The organism is Nonomuraea sp. NPDC001684, from assembly GCF_053596515.1.
In genome coordinates this window covers 1-6,035 of sequence record NZ_JBSFGJ010000524.1, presented here as the reverse complement: position 1 = coordinate 6,035, position 6,035 = coordinate 1, and the positions used below count along the sequence as shown (strand labels likewise).

The 6,035-nt window shown below is 72.6% G+C and carries 8 protein-coding genes; 3 read left to right on the top strand and 5 right to left on the bottom strand.

Going from position 1 to position 6,035, the window contains the following annotated elements; genetic code table 11:
• Nucleotides 1-633, top strand: a 633-nt coding sequence (locus ACWCSD_RS46025) for a hypothetical protein (RefSeq protein ID WP_449924991.1), incomplete at its 5' end; no start/stop codon positions are given.
• Nucleotides 634-673: 40 nt separating this feature from the next.
• Here ACWCSD_RS46025 and ACWCSD_RS46020 read toward each other — a convergent pair.
• Nucleotides 674-1,459 carry a hypothetical protein gene (locus ACWCSD_RS46020; RefSeq protein ID WP_449924988.1) on the bottom strand — a complete coding sequence of 262 codons (786 nt, stop codon included), beginning with the start codon at nt 1,457-1,459 and terminating at the stop codon, nt 674-676.
• Nucleotides 1,460-1,603: 144 nt separating this feature from the next.
• Between ACWCSD_RS46020 and ACWCSD_RS46015 the strand changes: the two genes are divergently transcribed.
• On the top strand, nt 1,604-2,350 hold the full coding sequence (locus ACWCSD_RS46015; RefSeq protein ID WP_449924985.1) for a hypothetical protein: 747 nt from the start codon (nt 1,604-1,606) through the stop codon (nt 2,348-2,350).
• A gap of 44 nt (nt 2,351-2,394) precedes the next feature.
• Here the strand turns inward: ACWCSD_RS46015 and ACWCSD_RS46010 are convergent, their stop codons facing one another.
• The 4 genes from ACWCSD_RS46010 to ACWCSD_RS45995 form a co-directional block, all read right to left on the bottom strand.
• Nucleotides 2,395-3,192 carry an ABC transporter permease gene (locus ACWCSD_RS46010; RefSeq protein WP_397162683.1) on the bottom strand — a complete coding sequence of 266 codons (798 nt, stop codon included), beginning with the start codon at nt 3,190-3,192 and terminating at the stop codon, nt 2,395-2,397.
• On the bottom strand, nt 3,189-3,956 hold the full coding sequence (locus ACWCSD_RS46005) for an ABC transporter permease (RefSeq protein WP_449924982.1): 768 nt from the start codon (nt 3,954-3,956) through the stop codon (nt 3,189-3,191). Before ACWCSD_RS46005 ends, ACWCSD_RS46010 begins: the two co-directional genes overlap by 4 nt.
• Nucleotides 3,946-4,863 carry an ABC transporter ATP-binding protein gene (locus tag ACWCSD_RS46000; protein ID WP_397162681.1) on the bottom strand — a complete coding sequence of 306 codons (918 nt, stop codon included), beginning with the start codon at nt 4,861-4,863 and terminating at the stop codon, nt 3,946-3,948. The genes ACWCSD_RS46005 and ACWCSD_RS46000 overlap by 11 nt, the downstream gene beginning before the upstream one ends.
• Nucleotides 4,864-4,927: 64 nt before the next feature.
• Entirely contained in the window at nt 4,928-5,218 is a 291-nt protein-coding gene (locus ACWCSD_RS45995; protein ID WP_397162680.1) for an antibiotic biosynthesis monooxygenase, read from the bottom strand.
• Nucleotides 5,219-5,278: 60 nt separating this feature from the next.
• Between ACWCSD_RS45995 and ACWCSD_RS45990 the strand changes: the two genes are divergently transcribed.
• Entirely contained in the window at nt 5,279-5,911 is a 633-nt protein-coding gene (locus ACWCSD_RS45990; RefSeq protein ID WP_397162679.1) for a TetR/AcrR family transcriptional regulator, read from the top strand.
• Nucleotides 5,912-6,035 lie beyond the last annotated feature (124 nt).

Below are 6,035 nucleotides of genomic sequence, written 5' to 3'. Positions count from 1 at the left end.
TCACCGCCACCGTGTCAGTGTCGTTCGCGCGGATCGGCGAGTCCGAGCACTCCGAACGCGGCGGCGGCCCGCTACATTGACGGCCCCGGCGGCACCATCACGGTGACGGTGACCCGGGAATACGAGGTGAGGGCATTCCGGGAGACGGAGAACGAGCAGCAGTTCTCGATCACGACCGGAGATCTGGTGCGTAACCTGCGCAAGATGGGCGTGCCACACCTCGAAGAGCGGCATATGGTCTTCACCGGCCATGAATACAGCCGGACTATCACTAAAGGGATGTACGGCAATATGTGGTACCGCGTTTTCGGCTACCGCATCGGCTGGTCGGCTTGGTCGGTCCTCGGCACCTGCAAGCAGTTCGAGGTCGGCTCGGGGATAGCCAACGTGCCGTCCAGGGTGGAGGGCTGGCGGTACTGGGAGACCAGGCACCCCAAGTTCCGGGGCCGCATCCTGTCCATCGACGGCGGGAATCCCGACGACGACAAGAGAACGGGGTCGGGGTCGGGGGCGGCGCGGCCGCGGCCCCGGCAGTGGCAGGGGCCGGCGCTGGCGCCCCTGGCCAGGCCGTCGTTGCCGCGGGAGACCCCCGCGGCCGACAGGACCGAGAGGACCAGGCAGCGCAGACGCTGAGCCCCGGTCACCGGCCCTGATGCACCGGCTCGCCCCGAGCTCAGGCCTCCGGCGTGGCCTCGGGGGCCGGTCGGGCCGGTCGGCGGCGCGGGGCGGCGAGGTCGTGGGCGGAGCGGGCCAGCCAGATCATCATCAGGACGCTCGACACCACGCCGAGAGCCTCGGCCGCGCCTTCCTCGCCGGCGAACGGCAACGCCGCCAGCACCAGGACCAGCGGCGTCACCAGGGCGGCGACGCCGTACGCGACGGTCGCCGTCCCCCAGCGGTCGTCGGAGCCCTGGGCCCGCAGGACCAGCACCGTCCAGACCAGACCGGCCAGGCCGCAGACCAGCTCCACCCCCTCCGGGACGGGCCGGCCGAGGAGGCCGAGCACGCCGATGACGGTGAACCCGCCGTACCCCAGCAGCCCGGCGCCCCGCATGTACGGCCGGCCGCGGCCCAGCACCCGCATGAACAGCACCACGAGCACGCACATCACCGCGGAGTCGAGCACCGTCGTGTCGGCCCACATCGACGCGGTGAGGTGGAGCAGGAACGTCGTGGCCGCCGAGGCGTACAGCGCCAGGCGCAACCGCAGGGCGTCGGGGTCCCGCGGGGGCGGCGGCCCCGCCGACGGCCCGCGCAGAATCTGCCAGATCCCCCAGGACCAGGACAGCCCGGCCAGGACCAGGAGGAACAGGTTCGGCCCGGTGGCCGTGACGCCTTCGGCCGTGGCCGAGAACAGCGTCAGCCCCCACAACGGGCCGAGCTCACCGGAGACCAGGGCGACGACGGCGGCGACCGTCAGCGCGGCACCGTACAGAACGGTGAGAAGCAGGGCGGGCACGGCCGAACGGTGACGACGTAACACAGGACGCTTCCCGAAGGGGGAGGGGGACGAATGCCTCACTCTACAATTGATCATGAGAAGTGACGCCAGACGGCGGGCGTGCCGCGCGTCACGATCCCCCCACTGACGAAAGGCGCGAACGTGACGTCCGCCCCCACCACCGGCGACGACTGGGAGTCGTCGCTGAGGCAGGCCTTCGGCGTCCTGCTGGGCCACCCGCTCTCCGGCTTCGACCCCGAGGCGGAGTACGCGGCCTGCTACAGCGGCAACTGGCTCGACGAGACGAGGTTCAACAGGGATCCGGCGTGGCTGGAGCCGACCGCCCTCGCCGGCCGCGCGACGATCTCCAGCGAGAACCTGCTGCTGCTCGACGAGGTCGGCTACCCCGAGCTGCGGTTCGACCCGAGCCGGTCGTTGTTCGAGATCGACGCCGCGGCGGGGTTCCCGGCCGGCTTCGGGGACGAGCTGGTGGCCGTCAGGCTCGCCGGTTCCGACCGCTGGCCGCAGGTCGGCGGCGCCGAGCTGGCGCGCCTGACGGCACGCCACGCGGTCGGCCTGCCGGCCACGGCCTGGTCCGTGATGAGCGCCACCATCGCCTCGGACGGCACGCTCCTCGACGCCCTCCGGGTCGCCACCGGCATCGGCGACGGCTTCGACAGCCTGGTGCCGTACGAAGGAGACGATCCCGAGACGGCGGCGGCCGTCGCGGCCGTGGAGCACGCCGGGCTCCGGGCGCACCTGCGCGCGTTCTGCGACCCCCGCTCCGACGAGCTGGCCCTGTGCCGTCAGGACATGCGCACGGCCAGGGACGAGGGCGGCGCGCTGGTGGCCCGGTGGGAGGGCGCCGTGGACCAGTACGAGATCACCGTCCGGCGGGTCGGCCCCTGACCGGTCACCCGCCGCCCGGCCCACCGGCCCAGGCGGCGGGGTCTTCAGGAGCGGGCCAGGGTGCCGCGACGGCGGGCGACGTTCTCCAGCCGGTGGAACAGGACCACCCCGGCCGCCGTGATCAGCAGCGGCTGGGCCAGCAGCCAGCCGAGGCCCCAGCCGGTCGGGAGGGCGGCCAGGGAATACCCGCCGAGCAGGATGTCGCGCATCGCCTCGATGCCGGGCGTGATGGGCACCACCAGCCGGCTGAGGAAGGCGACCGGTTCGGGCATGGCCGCCAGCGGGACCAGGGTGCCGCCCGCGACGGCATAGAGGGCCACGGACAGCTGGGTGACGATCTCGATGCGCCGCAACACCAGGCACAGGCCGCACAGGATGAGCGCGAGCCCGCAGGTGCCCAGCACGATGGCGGCCAGCGGCACGATCACCTGCGCGTCGAGGGGCAGCCGCCCGCCCTGGAGGGCGACGGCGGCGACCCCGGTGGCCAGGACGGCCAGCGCGGCGGGCACGGCCGCGATCACGGCGGCCACCTGGCGGCCGAGGATGCTCGCGGCCGAGGGCAGCGGGGTCAGGTAGGTCTGCTCCAGCACGCCGGACCGGATGTCGCCCAGGTAGCTCCAGAACACCCGGTTGACCTGCTCGTGGACGAACGTCAGCGCCACCATGCCGAGCAACACCGGCGGCAGCAGGTCGGCGCGCAGCTGCCCGCGTCCCATGAACAGCACGACGAGCAGGTAGAACAGCGGGAAGGTGATCATCTCCAGGAGGACCTCGCGCCATCCGGCGAGCAGGCCGATCATCCCCTTGCGGACTTCGGCGGCGAATCCGCGGACGAAGGTCATGACGCCTCCAGGGCTCGCCGGTGGTTGCGGACGAACAGCAGGCCGGCCACGGCGGCGAGGACGAGGGTGTGGGCCAGCAGCCAGGGCAGCGTGCCGCCGGTCCACAGCCCGGCCAGGGTGCCGCCCTCGAACAGCGTCCGGTTGAGCGCCTCGACGCCCAGCGTGGTGGGCAGCAGCCGGGCCGCCGCGGCCAGCCAGTCCGGATACAGGTGCAGCGGCAGGAACGAACCGTTGAGCAGCAGCACCAGCGAGGTGAACAACGACTGCAGGGCGCCGACCGCCGGGGAGACCAGGGCGAGGGCGGCCAGCAGGAAGGTGAAGGCCAGCGCGTCGACCCCGAGCAGCGCGGCGGGCAGCAGCGCGGCCCAGCGCAACGGGACGGCGATCTGCGCCAGGAGCACCGGCACGAGAGCGGCGACGGCGGCCACGGCCAGCCCGAACACCGACGCGGTGAGCAGCCGGCCGAGCATCGGCAGCCACGGCGGCGCCGGGCTCATCTGGGACTGGGCGAAGGTGCCGGCGCGGATCTCCTCGACGAGGTCGGCCACCATCACCAGGCCGGCGTACTGCAGGAACCAGTAGCCGCCGATCGCGACCAGGGTGGGCGGCAGCAGATCCTGGCGCAGCTCACCCTGGCCCAGCACGAACTGCAGACCGAGATACATCATGGTGCTGATCAGCAGCGTGACGACGTGCCCGGCCGGGTGGGCGAGCTGCACGCGCAGGCCCTTGCCGATCTCGGCGCGCAGGACGTCAGGCAGCATGGGACGGCTCGTTCACCAGGGCCAGGAACACGTCCTCCAGGCCGGGCTGGACCTGCGTCAGCGACTCCAGGACGGCTCCGTGCGCGCGCAGCCGCCCGACCACGTCGTACACCTCGGCCGGATCGCTCACCCGCACGCGGATGGTGGTGACGCCGTCACGGGTGTCGGCGTCGAAGCCGGGAGGCGCGGCTCCCTCGACGCGGATCTCGTACCGGTCGCGTTCGCGGAAGCGGGCCAGCAGCTCGCGGGTGGGCAGGTCGGCCACGAGCCGCCCCTGGCGCATGACGGCCACCCGGTCGCACAGCTCCTGGGCGATGTCGAGCTGGTGGGTGGTGAGCAGGACGGTGGTGCCCAGCTCGCGGGCCTGCTCGGCGATCCAGTTCCGGACGGTGCGGGTGGCCTCGACGTCCAGGCCGAGCGTCGGTTCGTCCAGCAGCACGACGGGCGGGTCGGCGATCAGGGCGACGGCGATCGCGACCTTCTGCTGCATGCCCCGGGAGAAACCGCCCACCTTCTCGTGGCGGCGCTCCCACAGGCCGAGATCGGTCAGCAGATCCTCGGCCCGCTCGGCGACCCGGGCCTTGCGCAGGCCCTTCAGCCGGCCGAAGTACATGAGGTTCTGCCAGGCCGACAGGGTCCAGTAGACGTTGCGGGAGCCCTCCAGCACCGCGCCGAAGCACGCCATCGCGGACCGGCGCTGCCGGGTCACGTCGAACCCGGCCAGCCGGACCCGGCCGGAGGTGGGGGACAGCAGCCCGGCCAGCATCTTGATGGTCGTGGTCTTGCCCGCGCCGTTGGGGCCCAGGAACCCGACGACCGACCCGGCGGGGACGTGCAGGGACACCTCGTCGACCGCCCGGACCTGCGCCGATCCGTACACCTTGGTCAACGCGTCGATTTCGATCATGTCATCTCCTCGGTTCGGGGGAACCCCGGCCCGCGGCCTCGGGGCCGGGAGCCGGGGCGGGCCGTCACAGCTCGGCCAGGACCTCGATGTCCTGCGCCGTGACGTCGCGGACCACCTCGAACGCCGCGACGGCGGCGGGGGTGCCGGGCGCGGCCTGGCGGGCCGCCTGCAGGGCGGCGGCCGAGTTCCAGCGCCAGACGCCGACCCACGTGTCGTCGTCCAGACGGCCGAGGCGGGCCTCGGTGAGGCCGGGCTCGGTGGCTCTGATGGCGGTGACCAGGGCGGCGTGCCGGGCCTGGACTTCCTCGGCGTCCGCGGGATCGGCCTGGAAGCGGGTGACGCTGATGACCGGCATGGCTAGACCTTCTCTCTAGAGTTGACTTCTAGTGACTGAATCTAGAGATAGACTCTAGCCATGAGCGATGTCAAGCGGCCGAACAAGCGGGCCCAGAAGGCGAAGGAGACGCGCCGGCGCATCCTGGAGGCGGCGTCGGAGCTGTTCGTCCGCGACGGATACGGCGCCACGAACCTCCAGGACGTGGCCGAGAAGGCCGGGGTCGCGGTGCAGACGATCTACTTCGTCTTCGGCAACAAGCGCGCCCTGCTCAAGGAGCTGGTCGACGTCACGATCGCGGGCGACGACGAGCCGGTGGCCACCATGGACCGGCCCTGGTACGTCGCGGCGCTGGCCGCCGGCACCGCCCAGGACCTGCTGCGCGCCTACGTCGCCGGCACCAGCTCCGTCCTGGAGCGCGTCGCGCCGATCGGCAAGGTCCTGGAGGCGGCGGTCGCCGGCGACCCGGAGGTGGCCGCGCTGTGGCCGGACGACGTCGATCCCCGCTACGTCGTCCAGCAGGAGGCGGCCAAGGCCCTGGTGGGCAAGCCCGGGGCGCGGGCCGGGGTGTCCGCGCAGGAGGCCGCCGACCTGCTGTACGGCCTGCTCAGCCCCGAGCTGTACCTGCTGTTCGTGCACGGCCGCGGCTGGCCGCGGGAGCGCTGGGAGCAATGGGCCTTCCGCACCCTGCGCGCCCAGCTCTGCTCCGGCTAGAGCCGCCGGGAGCCGCGGCGGGAGGCGACCAGGGCCGCCGCCGTGGCCATGAACACGCAGACAGGCGTGTAGAGGAACAGGTTGAGCCAGTAGAACGGGGTCCCGGTGTCCGCGCCGACGCCGG

Excerpts from the sequence above, each read along its gene's own strand:
- ACWCSD_RS46010 (WP_397162683.1), bottom strand. The coding sequence starts at position 3,192 with ATGACCTTCGTCCGCGGATTCGCCGCCGAAGTCCGCAAGGGGATGATC.
- ACWCSD_RS46005 (WP_449924982.1), bottom strand. The coding sequence starts at position 3,956 with ATGCTGCCTGACGTCCTGCGCGCCGAGATCGGCAAGGGCCTGCGCGTG.
- ACWCSD_RS46000 (WP_397162681.1), bottom strand. The coding sequence starts at position 4,863 with ATGATCGAAATCGACGCGTTGACCAAGGTGTACGGATCGGCGCAGGTC.
- ACWCSD_RS45995 (WP_397162680.1), bottom strand. The coding sequence starts at position 5,218 with ATGCCGGTCATCAGCGTCACCCGCTTCCAGGCCGATCCCGCGGACGCC.
- ACWCSD_RS45990 (WP_397162679.1), top strand. The coding sequence starts at position 5,279 with ATGAGCGATGTCAAGCGGCCGAACAAGCGGGCCCAGAAGGCGAAGGAG.